Here is a 17892-nt window from a genome sequence, read left to right as displayed (position 1 = left end):
TTTTGGTTATTACGTAGGTTGATAGAGTGTAGCGAAACCGAGCAAATTGTTTTTAGTTCCGCTTGAACTACTTTTTATAAATACTTACTCAAATAGTGAAAAAACTCTTTTATTTGAATGAGATAGATAAGCATACTTTAGTTCTAATAAGTGACCAGCTAAATCCATAGAGTTAACATTAGTATTTTCCCATGAGTGTTCATCCGCCCAATCAATGGCAATATTTTTTAATTGCTCATCATCAATTACTGCTAAGTTTTCAGAAAAACTCGTTGGGAGTATCCAAAGATTGTCGCTTAAAGCAGAAGCTGAACATTTAAAGCAGCCAAGCAAATCTCCAATTTGATCCTTGGTAAAACGACCGCCACCTAGTACTGAATTTTCAGGTACTTCATCAAAGCTATTTATATCGCACCCTTCTTTTTCTGCAAAAAATGTAACGTCCACACTCAATCCTTTAGGTATTTATAAAACGCTTTGCTAAGCGGAAAATAATGGTTGGCTATAATCGCGAAGCGATGGCCAACGGTTATTTTTTCGTATAAGCAACTTATGTACGGCCCGACATGGGCATTGACTTATGAGGTGAAAGTCCTCTGTAGGAATAAAAGGAAAACAGTTTTACTTCCGATGAAAATTAAAATGGGTGTCATTTTAAGTTCATTTTAAGTTTCATTATCGCTGATACTAGTCAAGCGTTAGATAAAGCTTAAACATATTCAGATTGGCGTTTTGGCTACCAAAAGCGCCTATTACTTATTATCGTGTCGAACCGTTTCTAAAATCGCTTTTTTTTCACTATTGGATAATATAATCCAATCAAAAATCTCTTCGCTGGTGCGCCCACAGCCTGTGCAGTAGCCCTTTAAGCGGTAGCATTTGCCAATGCAGTCGGTTTTTAGCGGGAGGGTGTTTGATTTAATTGGTGAAGTCATAATGTCTTTTTTAAAGTTGCGTGATATTTAAAGGCCAGTTTAAGTGGGCATATACCCACTCCACCTTCAAAGGGACTACCATTATTGCAAAGTAATACCTGAGATTAAGTTCCTGTGAAACGCTGGGTTCAGCATTGTGAGGTGGTATGGGTTTATATATTAAATTGTCGCTATTTGCTTGATATTGGTTTACCAACTTCTAATGAAGTAGACCACGGTGTGGTGCGCGATAAAGTCTTTGCAGTGTGAATTGAAATTACAGGAGTTTTGTCATCCAATACAAAAGTAGTGCGTAATGAGTCTGCTGATTCTTTTTGCTTTTCAAGCCAGTTTTTTTGTACTAAACATTCACGGGTAAAATCGACCGCTTTTTGGTGTAATGCAACGGCGGTTGTTTGCTCTTTAAAATCGCCTTGGCAACGATATGTAACCGTCTGTGCATCAACGGCTGTTATTTGGCAATCCTCACCAACCAGATCGTATTTTGCAGTCCACGTTTCCATGTACTTAGTATTAACACGTGTGCCCTTTAACTCTTCAAAGCGGTTATCATAGGCATTCAATAACCCGTTGATTTTTTCACAGGGAGTAAGATTATCAATAGTTGTTTGTTGTTTGGTGGTTAAACTTGTGCAGCCAGATAAAATTAGGCCAGTTAACAATACTGATAAAGACTTTTTCATAATGCGCTATCCTTTTGTAATAGCTAATCCTTCGAAGTGATGTTAAGGATACCTAAGGGCTTGAAAAAATGCTATGAAAGAGGTGAAAATAAAAGGGCGGTTTGATTTTTTATCAAATGGGTTATTGATAATTGTTAGGTATATCAGTACTCAGTACTGGAAATTACATGCCCCAGTGCTGAGCACTATCATTACTTAAACAAAGTCATTGCGTAAATAAACGTTAAAGTGTTTGCTTTTGTACATTTTTTATTTTGACACGACCGGAGCCGTCAGCAACTAAAGTGAAGCTTGCTGCTGTATCAACATAAATTCCACCTGATCCATCGGTTACCGACACATCGCCATCCACATTTTCAATATTAATATTGCCAGAGCCATCATGAACCTTTACATCACTAAGGGTATTAGTTAAATCAATACTTCCTGAACCGTCATGTATATCCACCGTGCCGCTGACATTGTTGACAGTAATGCCACCTGATCCATCCTCAATGATTAAGTCACCTTTAATAGTGTCAACATTTATTGCGCCAGAGCCATCATGAATTTTTGTTGCAGCCGTATTCTCAATTAAAATCGCGCCTGAGCCGTCGGTAATATCCAGGCTAAATGTTTTCGGTAATGCCACTGTTAAGTCAATGCGTGTTTGCTGGTCATTATTACTATTACTATTACAATTATTTGCAGTGAGCTGTGCTGTTGTGCCTTTGTTAGCTAAATTAAGGCAGTAATTGTCGTGCGCTTCATATTGGTAAATTTCAGCTTTTACAGTGATTGCAGTTGTATCACTGCCCACTATATTTAAAAAACCTGATCCTGCCTCTACCTTTAATGCCGTTAGCGACTGCGCATCAAGTGTCAGCTGTTTTGTGTTCTGTAATGTCATATCGTTATTCCAAGCAAAAGCTTGAGTTGATACGAGTACGGCACTGATTAGAGTAAGTCGTGTAAATATATTAATCATCATTATTCCCTTTCTATTCTTGTCATGTTTTTAGTTTAGTCGCACAAAGCGCTAGAAAGGTTTAAAGCGAAGTCAATTATTTTTAGTCACTCTTATTTTACCTTTAAATCTGGTAATTAGAATTTAACTGATATTTGTAAATGGAAGATGAGCAGGTGCTGAGCAGTTTAAAGGTCTCTCTAGTGCTAGCTTATTTAAATGTGCTTAGCTAAAGCTTTATTTTGAAACTTTCCCGTTGCTTTTTTGGGTAAATTAATTTATAGATAGCTGGATTTTTATACTGTATATACATGTAGGGGAATCATACTGAACAATATAACCGATAGTAAATGTGCAATACTCAGAGCGGCACTTACTCTATAAAGTATATGATTATTGCTAAAATTTTAAGGATGAATCAATGAATTTAATCAAGATGGTATTAATATTACTATGTCTATCCATCTGCAATATCTTTGCAAGTCAACTTCCGAATGATTGTCTGTCTGAAAAAAACTATAAAAGTGGGGACATTTGCCAATTCGAAAATAGGTTGTTTATCGCAAAGCATTGGGTAAAAGGGTTTGATATAGCTAACAGTGCTTGGTTTGAAATACCAGTAGATACCGCAATGGACTGGCAAATTAAAACAGCTTATCAATTTGGCGATGTAGTCATGTTTGAGAAGCACTACTTTGTCGCTACACAGTGGAATATAAATAATTGTCCATTGAATTTAATTACCTGCCCTAAAGGTTCAACACACTATGAAAGCTGGCAAAGCTTTACCTATGGTATACCCAAAAATAATGATGTTAAACTATCATTTAAAACTGTTTATGATCATGATAGTGCAATGCCATATGCTGAAATACCTATCTTAATTGATAATGTTTATGTAGGTGCAACTAATGAAAAAGGGTTGCTTAATACAACATTTAAACTTAGCTCTGGCGCTAAAGAGGTAATCATTGCTTATAAGGGCTATGCATTCAAAACGGCTATGGAGCAAGGTCAACACTATGACTATATATTTGAGTTAAATGAATCGAACCTGCATTATGAAGATTCACAACTAATAGGGTTTCCTCAGCATTTAAACGATAGCCAGCCATTGGAACTATATTTTGAGGACTCTTTAGGTCACCAACTCAGGTCTCAGTACCTTGAAAGTGTAATATTGAGCAAACCTGCGAATTATTTACTTGGCACGCACGATGTTACTGAGTATTTTAGTTTGAAAGATAATGTGATTCGTATTAATAAAACAAATGAATTTTACACCAAACTCAAAGAGCTTGATCAGGGGCCGTTGGAAATATGCTTCACAACATCAAATGATTATCACCAGTTTCCGTCACGATGTGTCTCTTTCTTTTACCAATCAGCACAATTAACGTTGAAGATAACTATCCCAGTGAATCTAAGTCAACTTATCAATATTGAAGATATCACACTAGCAGTCACAAACGAAAACAAAGTTGTCATTAAGCCCTGATTCGCAAGGTAATATTGTTATTCCAGAATTGGAACTAGGGTTGTGGCAAGTGAATGGTAAAATAGAACACCCTACAGGGGATTATTATCGAACGTTCGCTCAATTTGAATTAAATGAAAATACAATGGTGAGCTTACGATATTTTTCATATGCGAAAAATGCAACATTATCCGATTATTTTGACGTCTTAATACCGTTGACTAAGAAAATAAATAGTTCAGAAATAAATAACCAATCTTTTTCAGATGCAACTACTCTTGATGATTATCAATTAGCTCAAGATTTATTTTTGAAAAATATTGAAGGTCAAAACATACTGGCTACTGATACTAGCAATAATAAAAATGCAAAAATGATTGGTGTTTCTACTCGATATCAGCTTTGGGATAAAGAATATGAGTTTACCCTTCCGGATGGCGTTGAGTCATTTAATCTAACTTACAGCGTCTCGACAAATATGTGACAATATTTTGGACATGATGTTTGTTTAGGGCAATGGAATGATTCATGGGAACTATCTTTGCAAAACAATAATGGATCATTTTATTATGCGCAGAAAAGAGGAATATACTCACAACTTTATCTTGGCCCTATTTTAAAACCTAATCCTGATGGTGCTTCTAGGGCTATTATTTCTGAGGTTTTTAATGTTTCACACATTAATCCTAAAAATAGAACGTTCAAAATAAAAGTGGATATAGGAAGGAGTGGAAGTTATGGCTCAAATTGTAGGTGGAGTATGGTCCTTGCTTCTATTAATTACCCGAAAATTAAGTTAGTAAAAGTCAAAAGCATTTCATCAAGTGGTAAGATAAAGTACCCAAGTGAAATAGTGTCAATTCCTAAGTTAGGAAACCCGAATGTATTTAACAGGAGTTATGATTTAACGATCTCTAAAGCAGAAAATACTGTTCTGTCTTCCATTGACGTTTATCTAATGCCACCAGAATCTATTAGCACTCCAATTCTAGTTAATTCTTATGATTTTATGTCTAAAGAAGTTATAAATTTAGGTGGTGATGTATACAGAGTACCAGTAACATTCAAACTAGAAGGGAATAAAAGTAACTTAACAGAAGCACGATTTCGAAATTTTAAATATCAATTTATAGTCAATGGCTTTCATGATAATCAAGAAGTAAATTCTCAGTTATTGTCAGGAGCACATACAGCACTTTGGGCGATGCCTGAAAAAGTTAAACGTTTTGGTTGGACTCGTGACAAAGGCGGAGACGATTGGTCATCAAAAGGAGCTTATGCTTGGCTGGAAAATAACTTCAGTCTTATTACACGAGTAAACGATATATCAGGTGAGCATGGGCGTAACATCGGCCATAAAAGTCATAAATATGGTACAGATATAGACACCTTTCAATTTACGGAGTTGGATAATAAAAGTGGTCAGGAAAACTACAATCGTTTGCAAAGGGCTGTGAGTAATTATTTTGTTGGAAACACAATGGTGTCGGATGAACAAAAGCACTTAGATATAGTTAAAATATGGGTAAGTAATCAAAGGGCTGGCTTAGATGCACTATCAACAGTGTCAGAGGTGCAACGTTTATATTCTGGTTATGGTTCTAAATATGGCGAACTGTCAGCCGGTTGGTTATATAGCCTTATGATAAATGGTAATTTAACGATTGCTACAAAGGTACTCGAAACTGGCTTAGGGAGCTGGGAACCAAGTAATAAAATGAAGTTTAATAATGTTCATAATAACCATGATCATATTACCTTAGATCCAAAGGCTTTAATTTTAATACCTTAGATAAATTACGCTTTAAACTTAATTATCTAAAACCTACAGAAATTATTATTTATTTGTAGCTAAAGCATGAAAAGTGATTTTTTAATTTCACAACCTCCGGCTTCATTTTATTGATATATAAAGCGGAGCCAAGAGGTTGATCAAATCAAATTTTACGTCAAACTAGTTAAGAGAACAATAAATAATTGAGTCAAAATATGAACTCAGTTAATGCGACTTAAGCATTTAGCAAGTCAATGTATTTGGATTGAGTAAAGAATGCTAATATCTGTGTGTTTTTATCCTTTGTTAAAAACTCATAGCTTAATAAACAACTATAGATAAACTTATTTATGACGGCCTTGTAGGCATTCTACCACGTCTTTCAGCTCAAGGCCTTGACGCTGTAGTAACACGATTAAGTGATACAACAAATCGGCTGATTCATTCGTTAGCTCGTCGTTGTCGTGTTTCATTGCGGCTAGAGCAACTTCTACACCTTCTTCACCGACTTTTTGGCAGCTACGGCTTAAGTCTTTAGCAAAAAGTGACGCTGTGTAGCTTTTTTCAGGGTCGTCGTTTTTACGCTCTACAATCACTTGTTCAAGTTGTGCTAAAAAGCTCAAGCTTGGTTTAGCGGCATCACCAAAACAACTTTGCGTGCCTAAATGACAGGTTGGGCCAAGTGGGTTGGCGAGCACTAATATTGAATCGTAATCGCAATCTGTATGGACCGACACTACTTCTAAGTAATTCTCAGAGGTTTCACCCTTCGTCCATAAACGGTTTTTTGAACGTGAATAAAAGGTCACTTTTTGCTTTTCAAAGGTGACCTCAAGGGACTCTTGATTCATAAACCCTTGCATTAAAATAACCCCAGTACGAGCATCTTGAATTATGGCTGGGATCAGCTCGCTTTTCGCGAAGTCGACTTGAGTGAGGTTTTCTTTAGTTAGTTGCATAAACGCGCCGCCACTTGGTTATCTGTTAAATACTGTTTTAATTCGCCAATGTTGATCACGTTTTTGTGAAAAACACTCGCAGCGAGTGCGCCATCTACTTGGCTTTGTTTAAATACATCAACAAAATCTTGCATGCTGCCCGCGCCGCCAGAGGCAATCAGTGGAATATCACACAAAGCGCGCATTTTAGATAGTTGCTCGTTATCGTAGCCGTTACGCACGCCATCTTGGTTCATGCAGTTGAGTACAATTTCGCCTGCGCCTAAGTCCTGCACGCGTTTAACCCATTCCTGCGTTTTGTAGCGTGTACGGCTTGATGCATTGGGATCGCCAGTTAGCTGATACACTAAATACTCGCCAGTTACGTCATCATAAAAGCTATCAATACCGACGACCACACATTGCTTACCAAACTCATCATGTAACTCTTTGATAAGTTCAGGGCGTGCTATAGCAGGGCTGTTGATACTGATTTTATCTGCGCCGCGCTCTAGCACGCGTGCAGCATCGGCGACCGATTTAATACCACCGGCTACACAAAATGGAATGTCGATATGACGGGCAATGCTTTCGACCCAATTTACATCGAGTAGGCGTTTTTCAACACTTGCGCTAATTTCATAAAATACGAGTTCGTCAGCACCGGCTTCGCTATACGCTTTAGCCATTGTTAATATATCACCAACGACTTCGTGACCTTTAAATTTAACGCCTTTAACGACTTGGCCGTCTTTAACGTCTAAACACGGGATTATGCGTTTTGATAACATGCCAACGCCTCCTCAACATTAAATGCGCCATCGAGCAATGACTTACCTAAAATAACACCGCCTACGCCTAGCTCTTTAAGCTTTTTAATGTCATCGAGTGAACTTACGCCGCCAGAGGCTTGTACTTTAATGTCGCTGTTGTGCTTTGCTAAATCTTGGTACAAAGCAAATGAAGGGCCGGTCATAGTGCCGTCCTTGCTGATGTCCGTACACAAAAAATCAATAACGCCAAGTGCAACATAAAAGTCCACTAGCTCAAATAAGCCAAATTCAGATTCACTTAACCAACCGTGAGTGGCAGGGGCCCAGCCGCTGTCTGTTTTATTTACATCAAGGGCGATAACAAAATGCTGTGCGCCAAATTTTTCAATCCAGCCTTTTACTTCATCGCGCTTTTCAACTGCCATAGAGCCAATTACAACTTGGTTGGCACCGGCTTTAAGCCAGTCGCTTACGTCTTGTTCAGTACGAATGCCGCCGCCAACTTGATACGGCACATTTAGTGCTTTAGTGGCTGCTTGAATGTGTTGCCATTGTTTTTTGTCTGGATCCCGTGCGCCTTCTAAATCAACAAGGTGTAATTTACCTGCGCCGCTTTGTGCGTATTCTTGTAAGCGAGCGCCAAGCTCAAACGGGTAAAACTGTGCGGTATCGTATTTACCTTGATATAAGCGCACGATTTGATTTTGTAATACATCTAATGCTGGAATAATCACGTTAAATTCTCTTTATAATTTGTTGACTAAACTTGCCAGTCTAAAAAGTTTTGTAATAAACGGGTGCCGACTTTTGCGCTGCGCTCTGGGTGAAATTGCATACCCGCATAGTTATCGTTGGCAACAATGGCTGAAAAAGTTTGCCCGTATTCGCCGCTTACTAGCGTGGCATCATTCACTGTATGTGCAAAACTGTGCACAAAATACACTTGGTCGTTTATATCAAGGCCTTTGGTTAAGGCATGCCCGCGGTGAACCATAAGATGATTCCAACCCATGTGTGGTGAGGTTAAGCTGCCTACATCAAGGGCTTTTACTTGCCCAGGGATTTTACCTAAGCATTGAACATTACCTTCTTCAGTGCTCTCACAGAGTAATTGCATGCCTAAACAAATCCCCATCAATGGACGTTGGTAGTCGTTAATAGCTTCTTGCCAACCACCTTCAATAAGGCGTTTCATAGCAACTGACGCATGACCAACACCGGGTAAAATAGCGCGTTCAAAGTTTTTAAGCTGCTCAGGGGATGTGATCACCTCGGGTGTTTGGCCAAGGCGTTCAAACGCAAAGCGTACCGAGTTTATATTGGCACAACCGGTATTAATTATGGCAATCATAAGCATCCTTTAGAGCTGGCAGTTTGTTGACTGGCGTCGGCCGCAACAGCCATGCGCAAGGCACGAGAGAATGCTTTAAATAAACCTTCCACTTGGTGATGACAGTTACCGTCGCTTACTGACAATATTAAGCTAATTGCAGCATTGTCACTTAAGCTTTTGAAAAAGTGCTCAACCATTTGTACGTCTAAATCACCGGCTTTTTCACGGCTAAAGTTCGCGTTTAAAACAAAAGACGCACGCCCTGATAAATCATATCAAGGCCAATATTGGCGTGCGTGCGAATTTGGTCAAGCATGTGATCAAAAAAGCCAAGGCCGGTGCTGATCTCACCATTTTTGTTTTGATCTAAATTGATTTTTACATCAATTTGCGTCTCTTTGGTGTTACGAGTAATACGGCCTTTACGATCTGCTGTCGTCAGCTTGGTAACAATCGCGTTCCAATCACCGTCGTACAAAATACCTTCGCAACATAAGTTTTGCGCAAGGCCAATATCAGTTTGACGGTCACCAATCACAAATGAACGGCCTAAATCAACGTTGCCTGAACGCATAAGCTGTGTTAACAAGCCTGTTTTAGGTTTACGGCAATCACAGTTTTGCTCATCAAAGTGAGGGCAAATTAATACCTCGTCAAATTTAATGCCTTGGCTAGACAAAATATCGATCATTTTATCTTGGGCAATATCAAAGTCAGCTGTTGGAAAGCTGTCAGTGCCTAAACCATCTTGGTTCGACACCATTACTAAACGGTAACCCGCACCTTGCAACTGCAATAGGGCAGGGATCACATTGGGTAAAAACTCTAATTTTTCTAGGCTGTCTACTTGCTTGTCGGTAATTGGCTCGGCAATGATAGTGCCGTCACGGTCGATAAATAAATAAGGGTTGCTCATGATACTTCCTGCTCTTTTAGCGTGGCTGATTGGCTAAGCCCATCTAACCAACTTTTTACTTGTTCTAATTCTTGTTCACTACCGATTGAAATGCGCAGCCAGTCGTTTTCGCCGTACAAAGTAAATGAACGCATCACTAGGCCTTGCTCAAGGGCAATATTAAAGCTGTTTTTGTTAGCTAGTTTTAGCGTTACAAAGTTACCTTCGCCGCTTAATACTTTTAATACAGCAGGGGATGCTTCTAACCACTGCTTTAGTTTTATTTTGAGCGCATTTAGAATACTTACTTGGCGACGCATTGAAGTAATTGCATCTGGGCTTAGAGCACTCGCAGCAATGCTTGCGACGACCGTTGATACCGGATACGGCGCAATGACTTTGCGAATAGGTGCTAGTACTGACTCTTGTGCAAGGGTAAAGCCTGTTCGCAGGCCAGCTAACGCAAAGGCTTTAGAAAGTGTACGCAATACAACCACGTTGGCAAATTCATTAATAAGGCTGCTTGCGGTTTGCTCTGGGCAAAACTCAATATAGGCTTCATCAATAATAACCAATGCTTTATTTGCAAGTGCTGTGGCAATAGCTTTGATTTTATCAAGCGGCGTTATGCTGCCTGTTGGGTTATTGGGGTTACAAATAAACACTAGTTTACTGTTACCAACAGCTGTGATTATTTCATCAACTGAGCCTTCTAATAGCAGTGCTTGGCTTAATCCATTAATCGCGACATTATGGGTATCGGCGGTTACTTTATACATACCATAAGTTGGTAAAAATAAAGCAACTGAATCTGTCGCTGGTTGGCAATAAGTGCGAACCAGCAACTCAATGCCTTCATCTGCTCCACGGGTCATTAATACTTGATCGGCGTTGAGCTTTGCATACTCGCCATAGCGATTGATAACGCTTGTTGGTTGTGGATCTGGATAGCGATTTAAGTCACTAATAGTAATATCAATATTTTTAACATATGGGCTTTCGTTAGCATTTAACCACGTTGTGCCGGTTAGTTTTTCGCTTTTTGCCGAGCTATACGCTGCTAATGCATCGATATTTGCGGGTAATAAAGGGTTACTACTCATTATTCATTGCCTCTATTCATAGCCTCTAAACGCACCTTTACAGCACTTGCGTGGGCATCAAGTCCTTCTGCATCTGCAAGCGGTAATATTGCTTTTGATAAGTTTTTCAAACCATTTTCGGTGATTGTTTGCACCGTATAAGTACGAAAAAAATCAAGCAGATTTAAGCTCGAATACGTTGCACTATAACCGTAAGTCGGTAATACGTGATTAGTACCCGACGCATAATCACCCGCAGACTCTGGGGTGTAATCACCGACAAACACTGAGCCGGCATTTTTAACTTTAGCTAAATATGGATTGGCATCGGCAAGTTGCAAAATTAAGTGCTCAGGGCCGTATTGCGCTGATACATCAAATGCTTGTTCGATAGAATCAACCAAAATAAACGATGAATTTGCTAATGCTTGAGCGGCTATATCACGGCGTGATAATGCTGTAAGTTGGCGTTCAATAGCTTGCTCTGTCTGTGCAATAATTAGCGCGCAATTAGAGAGTAAAATTACTTGTGAATCTGTTCCATGCTCTGCTTGTGAGAGTAAATCAGCGGCAATAAATTCAGGGTTGGCACGTTCGTCTGCAATGACTAATACCTCTGACGGGCCTGCAGGCATATCAATCGCCATGCCAGGAATTGTTTGTGCGACAAGCTGTTTAGCCATAGTGACAAAGCTGTTACCAGGGCCAAAGATCTTATTCACTTTGGGCACTGAGTCTGTACCATAAGCCATGGCGGCGATTGCACCGGCGCCGCCACTTTCTACGATTGTTTTGATACCGCATAGTTTAGCCGCATATAAAATTGCTGGATTTATTGGTAAGTCGCCTTGTACTGGCGTTGTTAAAACCACTGTTTTTGCGCCACTAAGCTGCGCAAGCACACCTTGCATGATCACCGATGAAGGTAATGGCGCACTGCCGCCGGGTACATAAATGCCTACGGCTTCAATGGCTTGATATTTTAGTTCGCATAGCACGCCAGGCTGAGTCGACAATTTAATATCTTTAGGTAACTGTGCTTGGTGAAAACGTTTTACATTAGCGTAGGCAGTATCAATTGCGTATTTAAGCTCACTGCTAAGTTGTTGCTCAGCATCATTAATCTCACTAAGAGGTACTAATAAACGAGGTGTTTCACGGTTATCATATTGCTTAGCCATGTTTAGTAAGGCTGTATCGCCTTGCTCTTTTACGTTTGCCATAATTGCTTGGCAAATTGCTTCTACTTCCGCACTTGCACTAACCGCTGGGCGCATTAGCGCCGCAGCTTGTGCGTCAGTGGATACCTCATTCCAGCGCAACATTGACTTACTCCATCATTTTTTCAATTGGCATAACGAGGATGGAGTTCGCGCCTAACGCTTTTAATTGCTCCATGGTTTCCCAAAATAATGTTTCGCTGCTTACCATGTGCAGGGCAACGTATTCATCTGAGCCTGCTAGTGCTAATACGGTTGGTTGACCTGAGCCTGGTAAAATATCGCAGATTTCATCCAGCTTATTTTTTGGCGCGTGTAACATGATGTATTTACTTTCTTTAGCTTGTCTCACACCACGTAAGCGAGGCATAAGCTTATTAATAAGCGCTAGTTTGTCAGCATCTTGTAAGTCTTTATTTTGGATAAGGCAGGCGTTTGATTCTAAAATAGTATCGCCTTGCATTAGACCGTTAGCTTCAAGTGTTGCACCAGTAGAGACTAAATCGCAAATTGCATCAGCAAGTCCTGCACGAGGCGCCACTTCTACTGAGCCTGTAAGCATTACTGTGCTGGCATTGATCCCTTCACGCTTTAGGTATTGAGTTAAAATTTCAGGGTAGGTTGTTGCAATACGCTTGCCTTCAAACCAGCTTTTTTCTTGTTTTCCAAGCTCTGAAGGCCATGCAAGTGCAAGGCGGCAATAACCAAAATCAAGTTTTGAAAGTTTAGTTACTTCGCTTGGTACGCCTTGGCGTTCACGTTCTGCTTGCACTTCAACAAGTACGTTTTCGCCAACAATACCTAAATCACATACGCCGTCCATGACTAAACCTGGAATATCGTCATCGCGCACACGCAGTACGTCAATCGGCATATTAGTTGAGTGAGCAATTAAACGTTGCTCACGTAAATTAAGCTTAACACCTAATTGTTTTAGTAAATCTTGGCAATCTTTAGAAAGGCGGCCACCTTTTTGGATGGCGATACGTAGACGGTTGCTGTTACTCATTATTCATTTTCCTTTAATTTAAAAACTAAAAACCCCGAGGGAACCTCAGGGCGAAAATGAATCATTGTATTTTGACTCGCCAGAGGTTCCTTTTAGGAATAACCTCTCAGCGAAAGACCTGACAGGTTATTCCGGTGAATGGTGGTGATGATGTACTGTTGTCAGGTTTAAGCGCATTATAATATTTCCTATAAATCTTCGTTTAATATATGTAAACAAAGAAATTGAATCTGTTAAATAAATTTCACATATAGAAAAACATATTTTTATATAGTGAGGCAAGTTTTTTTTCTACAAATTAAAGAATAAGCTATAACTGTCGATAATAAGAGTAACAAAAGGAGGAACGTATGGACATCATGATCCCTTATTTAGGGCAAATAACTAAATTGCAACTTCAATCAAAAGGCGCGTTTCATATTGCGGGTCTAAAAGAGTCGAACGTGATGGTAGTTGAACGTGAAAAACGTAAAAAACGTGACATAGAACGAAAAGATAAGATTAATAAAAAACAGCTCGAAACGACTCAAAATCAGAAAAAAACAGAAGACGATGAAGCTCACTTAGATACATGGGCATAACCTTTAAGCACTGTAATTTTTACTGTGCTGTGAAAACTGTTGCACTTTACTTGGTTTAATTTTATTCAATATGAAGGGGGAATTGCAATGAGAGGTTTGTGAATTCGTGGATAAGTAAAAATCGAGGACTAAGCAGTAAACTTCTTTTTTGCTGCATTATCGATTTTCTATGAGGCATCAGCATCGTAATACAGTTAACTACAAACTAAATACAAAGTACAAAGCAGTAAATTTAATCTTCTGGAAGGCGCAGCCTTGATAAGAAACTCCGTTGTTTAATAAATAATTATATTCGTATTAAAGGCTTGCCAAAATACCTAAAAATGTTAATTTGATATAATATCACATATCATTATGGTTTTAGTTCTATGCATGCGTTACTTTCACAAGAACAAACAGTTTCACCTGTTTATTCTATTGATACACAGGCAAATGTTTTATCTCAAATTTATAATTTAAATACTGTACTTGCGTGTTATTGCTGTAAGTCTAGCTGGGCACTTTCGACTGCGGCTAAAAAATATGCACAACATAGTCAGGGAGAATTAATTCGCTATCAAGGTGGAATAAACCCTAAGTTATACACTGAAGTTGAGCAGCTTTTTAATAAGGCAGCACACGGTGATTTAATCTCAGCGCATATAAAGCAAATGTTAAGTATGTTTGAGGTGTTATTTGAACCAAAAGAGATTGGTATCCGTGTTATTAGTTGTGACCATGCGATTAGCCCTGCTTTTCATAAAAACACAATGATTACCCGTATGGCCTCATCCGTAGGCGGTACCGGTGAACAATGGATTGAACACAGTAATGCAACGTTTTTACCTTTAGTCGACGGGCAACTAACGCACCAAATTAAACCTCCTGAGGATCATGTTATTAATCACTTTTGTGACGGCGACATTGCAATTTACAAAGGGACAAACTGGTTGGCTCAAGAACATAATGCGTTGATCACGTCATCACCAGCATTTATTAACCAAGACCCTCGGATATGTATTTATATTGATTATATTTGTTAGTTTTTAATTAAAGTTAAAAACGGGTTATTTCAAAACCATTGGTTTCTTTTCTTGCTCTGACTCTATGGCTTACGTAAAATCCTGCTATTAGATTTAGTTAAGCGAACGAGATTATCAAAGAGCTTTTTAGTGCAACCGGGCCGTTAGCGTTATCACTTGATGGATATACGCCACGTCAACCACAAATAGATATGGCTGTAGCGGTGAGTGATGCACTTAAAAATCGCTCGCAGCTGGTGGTTGAAGCCGGTACTGGTACTGGTAAAACCTATGCCTACTTAGCCCCAGCCCTTAAATCTAAGGGAAAAACGATTATATCTACCGGGACTAAAGCTCTGCAAGAGCAGCTATATCATCGTGATTTGCCACAATTGGTTAAAGCATTAAGTGCAAGTAAAAAAACAGCTCTGTTAAAAGGGCGCAGTAATTACTTGTGTACTTATCGCCTAAATCAACATGTTGCACATGTGCCTACGGATGATTCTGATGTAATGCATCAGCTAGCTATGGTAGCTAAATTTGCCAGTGAAACACGTACCGGTGACTTAGCTGACTGTATTGGCATTGAAGAAGATGCCAAAGTATTGCCTTACGTAAGCTCCACTGCGGATAACTGTTTAGGTAAAGAATGTCCTGATTTTCAAGATTGCTATATCCGCAAAGCCCGTTTAACCGCAATGGATGCAGATATTGTGGTGGTTAATCATCATTTGTTTTTTGCAGACATGGCAGTTAAAGATACCGGCTTTGCTGAACTTATCCCTACAGCTGACGCGTATATATTTGATGAAGCACACCAATTAAGTGAAATTGCCAGTGACTACTTTGGTGAAAGTATTAGCACCAAAAAGCTGGTGGACTTAATTAATGATTTACGTGCAATTTACCGTTCCGACATTCCAGATATGCTGCAGTTAGGTAAAACACTTAATAAACTTGAAACCAGCGTGGCTGATCTACGTTTACAATTTGGTTTAGACGGTAGCCGAGGCGATTGGCGACAAATGCTGGCAAATAAGGACATATGCGCAGCATTACACAGAGTAATTAGTGATCTCGATTTTTTATATCAAGTACTCAAACATTGTTTAGATCGTAGCGACAAAATAGAGCATCCATTTGAACGCACCTTAGCCTTTAAAGGTCAATTAGAACGGGTATTTGATATTAGCCAAACGGGTAATAGTTATTGGTATGAAACAACGCGTCGATATTTAACGGTACATATAACCCCCCTTAATGTATCCGTTAAATTTGCTAAAATGATGGCCGACACTGGCGCGGGCTTTGTATTTACCTCGGCAACATTATCGGTTGATAATGAGCTTACACACTTTAACGCCAGTCTTGGGTTAAAACCGGCACAGAGTATGATGGTTGATAGCCCGTTTGATTATTATAAGCAGGCTTTATTGTGTTTACCGCGCTATTTACCTGAAACGCATGCTGTAAACATGCCGCATGCAATTGTAAAGCTCACCCTTGATTTAATTAAAGCTGCAAAAGGGCGGTGTTTTGTATTATTCACAAGTTACCGCATGATGCATTTAGTCGCGGAAGGTTTGAGTACGCAGATTGATTATCCCATATATATGCAAGGACAAATGTCAAAACGGATCATACTCGAAAAGTTCACCCGCCACGGCAATGCAGTCCTTTTAGGCACTGCTTCTTTTTGGGAAGGGGTTGATGTTAGAGGCAGCACATTAAGTTGTGTTATTATTGATAAATTACCGTTTGCAGCGCCAGATGATCCATTGTTACAAGCAAAGATGCAAGACGCGCAATTACAAGGCCATGATCCGTTCGCCTATATTCAATTACCTCAGGCTGTTATTGCGCTTAAGCAAGGGGTTGGGCGGCTCATTAGAGATAATAAAGATAAAGGCGTACTTGTCATTTGTGATAACCGTTTAGTGACGCGCCAGTATGGACAAGTTTTTTTGAAAAGCTTACCCCCAATGCGCCGTACTCGAAGCCTTGAAGCTGCAAGCGAATTTTTAGAACAAATTAATTAGAGAAATACATTCCATGAGTAACCAAATGAATGCTACACCAATCAACTTCTTAGCTTTAGATGCATCTACAGAAGCATTATCTTTAGTGCTTAATTACAACGGCCAAACATTTCATCACTTTGAAGAGTGTCCGCAACAGCATAGTCAAAAAATACTCCCTTTAGTTGATGAGTTACTTAGTAAAGCAAATTGCCGTTTAAATGACTTAGATGTCATTGGTTTTGGTCAAGGCCCTGGTAGCTTTACTGGCGTTCGAATTAGTGTCGCCATAGCACAAGGTTTAGCGTATGCGTGTAAGTTGCCATTAGTAGGGGTGTCCACATTACAAATGATGGCACAGCAGACACATCAGCAAACGGGTGATAAGTCTGTCTATTGCGCGATAGATGCACGCATGGGAGAGATTTATTTTGCTCATTATATGCTAAATGATGAGAGTCTAATGGTGTTACAAGGTGAAGAGCAAGTGCTGAAACCAGATGCACTAATACTGGACAATCCAGAAGGCACAGCAGTAGGAACAGGCTGGAAAACATACCCTAACGCCCTTGATAATTATACAAATATAACAATCAATAACGCTATTACACTACCTGATGCAGGGTTTATGGTCGCACATATTGATTATGCATTCGCAAATCAGCACACCGTGTCGCCAGCACAAGCTCAACCTAAGTATGTTCGTGACACTGTTACATGGAAAAAGCTACCCGGTCGCGAGTAAGTTGCAACAATGTATATTTTGGCTCATAATTAACCTGATAGTTTAAAAGAGTATCTATTATGGCTTTACCGATTGGTTCTGGTTTTTATACGGGGGATATTCCCGGTAGAATTATCCCTAAAAAAAATGTGCCTAATGTATCTACTGATACGTTAAGTAATGCCATTGCCAATCAAAAACCTGCTGAGTTTGTTAAGTCAAGCCCCGCAGGTGTTGACCTTGCCGCTAAGCTGTCTTTACATACCAATAATACTCAAACCCAATATACACAAACAATTTATGATCAACCTTCACCAAAAGTGAGCAGAGCAATTTCTACTTATACTGAATTTGCAAATTTAGATCGTCGCGCCGAGGTGCAAAGCCTCATTGGTGTTGATATTTATGCTTAAATACTGAATTTATAATTTTTCCCATGCAATATTATCACTTGTATATTTCCCTTAATTCGGTATTGTAGAAAAAAAATAAAAAGAATAAAC

General features: G+C 39.3%; 19 protein-coding genes and 1 pseudogene. 8 read left to right on the top strand and 12 right to left on the bottom strand.

From position 1 onward, the window contains the following. Window positions 1-84: 84 nt before the first annotated feature. The 4 genes from ADS77_RS12140 to ADS77_RS12125 form a co-directional block, all read right to left on the bottom strand. Window positions 85-447, bottom strand: a complete 363-nt coding sequence (locus tag ADS77_RS12140) for a hypothetical protein (protein WP_054454639.1) — start codon at window positions 445-447, stop codon at window positions 85-87. A 305-nt stretch (window positions 448-752) separates the two neighbouring features. Beyond that, window positions 753-935: a DUF1289 domain-containing protein gene (locus ADS77_RS12135; RefSeq protein WP_054203761.1), complete on the bottom strand. Its 183-nt coding sequence runs from the start codon at window positions 933-935 to the stop codon at window positions 753-755. Window positions 936-1105: 170 nt separating this feature from the next. Continuing rightward, window positions 1106-1618: a hypothetical protein gene (locus ADS77_RS12130; RefSeq protein WP_054454638.1), complete on the bottom strand. Its 513-nt coding sequence runs from the start codon at window positions 1616-1618 to the stop codon at window positions 1106-1108. A gap of 223 nt (window positions 1619-1841) precedes the next feature. After that, window positions 1842-2588: a hypothetical protein gene (locus tag ADS77_RS12125; protein WP_152960617.1), complete on the bottom strand. Its 747-nt coding sequence runs from the start codon at window positions 2586-2588 to the stop codon at window positions 1842-1844. A 397-nt stretch (window positions 2589-2985) separates the two neighbouring features. Here ADS77_RS12125 and ADS77_RS12120 point away from each other — a divergent pair, with 397 nt between their 5' ends. From ADS77_RS12120 to ADS77_RS12110, 3 genes are read left to right on the top strand one after another with little or no spacing between them, the layout of a single operon-like run. Continuing rightward, complete coding sequence (locus tag ADS77_RS12120; protein WP_152960616.1) at window positions 2986-4062, top strand: hypothetical protein; 1077 nt, start codon at window positions 2986-2988, stop codon at window positions 4060-4062. Next, window positions 4046-4525 (top strand): hypothetical protein, encoded by a 480-nt coding sequence (locus ADS77_RS12115; RefSeq protein ID WP_054454636.1) that lies wholly within the window; start codon window positions 4046-4048, stop codon window positions 4523-4525. Before ADS77_RS12120 ends, ADS77_RS12115 begins: the two co-directional genes overlap by 17 nt. A 57-nt stretch (window positions 4526-4582) precedes the next feature. Further along, window positions 4583-5833, top strand: a complete 1251-nt coding sequence (locus ADS77_RS12110; protein WP_152960615.1) for a hypothetical protein — start codon at window positions 4583-4585, stop codon at window positions 5831-5833. A 326-nt stretch (window positions 5834-6159) separates the two neighbouring features. On the opposite strand, the gene hisIE is transcribed toward ADS77_RS12110, so the two are convergent. The 8 genes and pseudogenes from hisIE to hisG form a co-directional block, all read right to left on the bottom strand. Further along, window positions 6160-6774, bottom strand: a complete 615-nt coding sequence (hisIE, locus tag ADS77_RS12105; protein WP_054203756.1) for a bifunctional phosphoribosyl-AMP cyclohydrolase/phosphoribosyl-ATP diphosphatase HisIE — start codon at window positions 6772-6774, stop codon at window positions 6160-6162. Beyond that, entirely contained in the window at window positions 6765-7544 is a 780-nt protein-coding gene (gene hisF, locus ADS77_RS12100; RefSeq protein ID WP_054203755.1) for an imidazole glycerol phosphate synthase subunit HisF, read from the bottom strand. Before hisF ends, hisIE begins: the two co-directional genes overlap by 10 nt. After that, window positions 7526-8260, bottom strand: coding sequence for a 1-(5-phosphoribosyl)-5-[(5-phosphoribosylamino)methylideneamino] imidazole-4-carboxamide isomerase (locus ADS77_RS12095; protein WP_054203754.1), 735 nt, complete (start codon window positions 8258-8260; stop codon window positions 7526-7528). The genes hisF and ADS77_RS12095 overlap by 19 nt, the downstream gene beginning before the upstream one ends. A 26-nt stretch (window positions 8261-8286) precedes the next feature. After that, entirely contained in the window at window positions 8287-8877 is a 591-nt protein-coding gene (hisH, locus tag ADS77_RS12090; protein WP_054454634.1) for an imidazole glycerol phosphate synthase subunit HisH, read from the bottom strand. Further along, window positions 8874-9775, bottom strand: a pseudogene (hisB, locus tag ADS77_RS12085) (histidinol-phosphatase). The gene hisH and the pseudogene hisB overlap by 4 nt, the downstream one beginning before the upstream one ends. Next, complete coding sequence (gene hisC, locus ADS77_RS12080; RefSeq protein WP_054203751.1) at window positions 9772-10857, bottom strand: histidinol-phosphate transaminase; 1086 nt, start codon at window positions 10855-10857, stop codon at window positions 9772-9774. Before hisC ends, hisB begins: the two are co-directional and overlap by 4 nt. Next, complete coding sequence (gene hisD / locus ADS77_RS12075; protein ID WP_054203750.1) at window positions 10857-12161, bottom strand: histidinol dehydrogenase; 1305 nt, start codon at window positions 12159-12161, stop codon at window positions 10857-10859. Before hisD ends, hisC begins: the two co-directional genes overlap by 1 nt. Before the next feature lie 4 nt (window positions 12162-12165). After that, the gene (hisG, locus tag ADS77_RS12070; protein WP_054203749.1) at window positions 12166-13065 is read right to left on the bottom strand and encodes an ATP phosphoribosyltransferase; all 900 of its coding nucleotides are present in this window, start codon (window positions 13063-13065) and stop codon (window positions 12166-12168) included. A gap of 350 nt (window positions 13066-13415) precedes the next feature. Here hisG and ADS77_RS12065 point away from each other — a divergent pair, with 350 nt between their 5' ends. The 5 genes from ADS77_RS12065 to ADS77_RS12045 all read left to right on the top strand — a co-directional run bounded on the left by ADS77_RS12065 (window position 13416) and on the right by ADS77_RS12045 (window position 17802). Further along, window positions 13416-13646, top strand: a complete 231-nt coding sequence (locus ADS77_RS12065) for a hypothetical protein (RefSeq protein WP_054203748.1) — start codon at window positions 13416-13418, stop codon at window positions 13644-13646. A gap of 368 nt (window positions 13647-14014) precedes the next feature. After that, window positions 14015-14668 (top strand): DUF1826 domain-containing protein, encoded by a 654-nt coding sequence (locus ADS77_RS12060; RefSeq protein WP_054203747.1) that lies wholly within the window; start codon window positions 14015-14017, stop codon window positions 14666-14668. 191 nt (window positions 14669-14859) lie between these two features. Then, window positions 14860-16686 carry an ATP-dependent DNA helicase gene (locus ADS77_RS12055; protein ID WP_231658972.1) on the top strand — a complete coding sequence of 609 codons (1827 nt, stop codon included), beginning with the start codon at window positions 14860-14862 and terminating at the stop codon, window positions 16684-16686. 13 nt (window positions 16687-16699) lie between these two features. Then, complete coding sequence (gene tsaB, locus ADS77_RS12050; protein WP_082355677.1) at window positions 16700-17410, top strand: tRNA (adenosine(37)-N6)-threonylcarbamoyltransferase complex dimerization subunit type 1 TsaB; 711 nt, start codon at window positions 16700-16702, stop codon at window positions 17408-17410. A 59-nt stretch (window positions 17411-17469) separates the two neighbouring features. Further along, the gene (locus ADS77_RS12045; protein ID WP_054454633.1) at window positions 17470-17802 is read left to right on the top strand and encodes a hypothetical protein; all 333 of its coding nucleotides are present in this window, start codon (window positions 17470-17472) and stop codon (window positions 17800-17802) included. Window positions 17803-17892 lie beyond the last annotated feature (90 nt).

Origin of the sequence: Pseudoalteromonas porphyrae (assembly GCF_001298125.1) — a bacterium.
Lineage (GTDB): Bacteria > Pseudomonadota > Gammaproteobacteria > Enterobacterales > Alteromonadaceae > Pseudoalteromonas > Pseudoalteromonas neustonica.
Note: the sequence above shows the minus strand (reverse complement) of the source record. Positions and strands in the feature narration are given on the sequence as shown.

What these genes read in the sequence shown, in the direction of transcription:
- ADS77_RS12135 (WP_054203761.1), bottom strand. Translation starts at nt 935, where the DNA reads ATGACTTCACCAATTAAATCAAACACCCTCCCGCTAAAAACCGACTGC.
- ADS77_RS12130 (WP_054454638.1), bottom strand. Translation starts at nt 1,618, where the DNA reads ATGAAAAAGTCTTTATCAGTATTGTTAACTGGCCTAATTTTATCTGGC.
- ADS77_RS12125 (WP_152960617.1), bottom strand. Translation starts at nt 2,588, where the DNA reads ATGATGATTAATATATTTACACGACTTACTCTAATCAGTGCCGTACTC.
- ADS77_RS12120 (WP_152960616.1), top strand. Translation starts at nt 2,986, where the DNA reads ATGAATTTAATCAAGATGGTATTAATATTACTATGTCTATCCATCTGC.
- hisIE (WP_054203756.1), bottom strand. Translation starts at nt 6,774, where the DNA reads ATGCAACTAACTAAAGAAAACCTCACTCAAGTCGACTTCGCGAAAAGC.
- hisF (WP_054203755.1), bottom strand. Translation starts at nt 7,544, where the DNA reads ATGTTATCAAAACGCATAATCCCGTGTTTAGACGTTAAAGACGGCCAA.
- hisH (WP_054454634.1), bottom strand. Translation starts at nt 8,877, where the DNA reads ATGATTGCCATAATTAATACCGGTTGTGCCAATATAAACTCGGTACGC.
- hisC (WP_054203751.1), bottom strand. Translation starts at nt 10,857, where the DNA reads ATGAGTAGTAACCCTTTATTACCCGCAAATATCGATGCATTAGCAGCG.
- hisD (WP_054203750.1), bottom strand. Translation starts at nt 12,161, where the DNA reads ATGTTGCGCTGGAATGAGGTATCCACTGACGCACAAGCTGCGGCGCTA.
- hisG (WP_054203749.1), bottom strand. Translation starts at nt 13,065, where the DNA reads ATGAGTAACAGCAACCGTCTACGTATCGCCATCCAAAAAGGTGGCCGC.
- ADS77_RS12065 (WP_054203748.1), top strand. Translation starts at nt 13,416, where the DNA reads ATGGACATCATGATCCCTTATTTAGGGCAAATAACTAAATTGCAACTT.
- ADS77_RS12060 (WP_054203747.1), top strand. Translation starts at nt 14,015, where the DNA reads ATGCATGCGTTACTTTCACAAGAACAAACAGTTTCACCTGTTTATTCT.
- ADS77_RS12055 (WP_231658972.1), top strand. Translation starts at nt 14,860, where the DNA reads ATGGCTGTAGCGGTGAGTGATGCACTTAAAAATCGCTCGCAGCTGGTG.
- tsaB (WP_082355677.1), top strand. Translation starts at nt 16,700, where the DNA reads ATGAGTAACCAAATGAATGCTACACCAATCAACTTCTTAGCTTTAGAT.
- ADS77_RS12045 (WP_054454633.1), top strand. Translation starts at nt 17,470, where the DNA reads ATGGCTTTACCGATTGGTTCTGGTTTTTATACGGGGGATATTCCCGGT.